This is a genomic window from Mesorhizobium sp. M7A.F.Ca.ET.027.02.1.1, from assembly GCF_004022985.1.
GTDB lineage: Bacteria > Pseudomonadota > Alphaproteobacteria > Rhizobiales > Rhizobiaceae > Mesorhizobium.
In genome coordinates this window covers 1-2,046 of the sequence record NZ_RZOL01000653.1, presented here as the reverse complement: position 1 = coordinate 2,046, position 2,046 = coordinate 1, and the positions used below count along the sequence as shown (strand labels likewise).

Here is a 2,046-nt window from a genome sequence, read left to right as displayed (position 1 = left end):
GCGATGTGTCGCTTGCGGCCGACGATCTTCTTGCCGGCGTCGTAACCCCTTGTTTCAGCTTGCGGAGCCTTGACCGACTGGCTGTCGATTACGCCAGCTGTGGGACTGGCTTCGCGCCCAGCTCGCTCGCGATCCAGCATCAACGCCACGTCGTGGATGGTCTGAAACAGAAAGCGCCGCGCCAGTTCGCGGAACCGCCGTAAACCGTCTGCCAGGGTCCGAAATGAATCGGCAGCATCCGCCAACCGCAACCGGAGCGGACCAGGTAGCGCACCCCGTTCACCACCTCCCGGAAATCAATCTCACGCGGACGCCCCCCGACGCCCAGGCCTGGGCATCAGCGGTGCGAACTGCTCCCACTCCTCGTCCGTCAAATCAGACGGGTAGCGCTTGGTCTTCTTGGCAATCTGGGCCATCCGGCCACGGCTCTGCTCTGTCCACATCCACAGCTTGAATCATAACCCAGCCTCAGACGGAACCAATAGCAAGCCGATTTTCAAAACGGTCTCTTAGTACTACTGCGTCATAAATTGCGAGCCTGACGCGGACTGTCCATGGCCCTTGTACAGCACGGACATCGTTGCAGGCGATTGGCCAGGGCCACAGTCAGGCGTCGCCTGATGGTCGGGATCGAGGTCGGGACGTGCCGCTCTGGTCGGATCGGAGGATCCGCGGGGTCGATAACCGCCGGGAAGACCAGGTGTTTGGCGGCCCTGGGCGCGAGTTGGAGTTGAGGGGGGAATCGTCTCCCGCAGAGAGACCAGGAAGCCATAGGCGGCGATACAGAGGCTGGCGTGGTGGTGGAAGCCCCGCCACCCTCGGCCTTCGTAGTGGCCCAGTCCCAGCTCCTGCTTGAGTTCCTGATAGTCTCGCTCGATGCGCCAACGCATTTTGGCGGCATCGACCAACTGGGTGATCGTAGCGTCGGCCGGCAAGGTGGAGAGCCAATACTTGCTCGGCTCGACCTCGCCTTCAGGCCACTCGATCGTAGCGCGCCAGTATTGCGGCCAGTTGGGCAAGCAGGACAACTGTCAGATTGCGGTTAGCCTATCGATCGCAAATGACGCAGCCTCGCTTCCGATCGCCGTCGGCGGAGGCGTCCAGAAACCTCATGTAGGTCGTGAAGTGCTCCTTGTCGTACGCGGTCACGCTGTCCGACCAAGGGACTTCATCTTTAAGACCTGATTTAACGTCTGGGTATTTCATCACGATATCGAGCTCCGTAAGCAACTGGTCGAAGATCTCGCTTCGATAGGCTACCCGAACCCGAGGGAATATCGCCTCAACACGACGTTCCCGATCATGGTCTGCAAGTGCCTGCCGAAGCGATGAGCGCTCCTTTTGGCGATGCAACCTGAGGTTAGGGGTGAATTGCAAAAAGCTCAAGACTGTTTCGGCTGACCGTCGATTCCGCCGACTGCTCGGCCACTAACTTCACATAATTTCACATTTTTTAACACAGACGAAAGTCGGCCCAGAACTTGCGGCCGAAACGCTCGCTTAGGCAGTTGGATGCACCGTAACGGGGGCAGGCTTCCGCGCCGATTCCACATCTTTTGCCCTTCGGTCCGTCCCCCGCCCGTCTTGACTAAGTACGAACCTACAGCCTATCTCACCCACATCTTAGCACTCGCCTCTGCCGAGTGCTAACCACTCTCCGGCAACGGAGAACCGCTCAACCTCCGCACCAGGGATATCCAAAAAATGGCAAAGTCGAAGTTCCGCCCGCTTCATGACCGCGTGGTCGTACGCCGGGTCGAATCCGAATCCAAGACCGCCGGCGGGATCATCATCCCGGACACGGCAAAGGAAAAGCCGCAGGAAGGCGAGATCATCGCCGTCGGTTCCGGCGCTCGTGACGAAGCTGGCAAGCTGGTTCCCCTGGACGTCAAGGCTGGCGACCGCATCCTGTTCGGCAAGTGGTCGGGCACCGAAGTCAAGCTCAATGGCGAAGACCTTCTGATCATGAAGGAATCCGACATTATGGGCATCATCGGCTGATTATCGGCCTCACCGTCAACTGAATTCCGGGCTTGATCGCAAGCC

The 2,046-nt window shown here is 59.3% G+C and carries 1 protein-coding gene and 3 pseudogenes; 2 read left to right on the top strand and 2 right to left on the bottom strand.

Annotated elements, in window-relative coordinates:
- Positions 1 to 443: pseudogene (locus tag EN749_RS34745) on the bottom strand (IS5 family transposase); the annotation flags it as partial.
- Positions 444 to 644: 201 nt separating this feature from the next.
- Positions 645 to 986 (bottom strand): annotated as a pseudogene (locus EN749_RS34740) (transposase); the annotation flags it as partial.
- Between EN749_RS34740 and EN749_RS34735 the strand changes: the two are divergent.
- Both EN749_RS34735 and groES read left to right on the top strand, forming a co-directional pair.
- Positions 979 to 1,086, top strand: a pseudogene (locus EN749_RS34735) (transposase); the annotation flags it as partial. The pseudogenes EN749_RS34740 and EN749_RS34735 overlap by 8 nt on opposite strands.
- Positions 1,087 to 1,704: 618 nt before the next feature.
- Positions 1,705 to 2,001, top strand: a complete 297-nt coding sequence (groES, locus tag EN749_RS34725; RefSeq protein ID WP_006203049.1) for a co-chaperone GroES — start codon at positions 1,705 to 1,707, stop codon at positions 1,999 to 2,001.
- Positions 2,002 to 2,046 lie beyond the last annotated feature (45 nt).

What these genes read in the sequence shown, in the direction of transcription:
- groES (WP_006203049.1), top strand. Translation starts at nt 1,705, where the DNA reads ATGGCAAAGTCGAAGTTCCGCCCGCTTCATGACCGCGTGGTCGTACGC.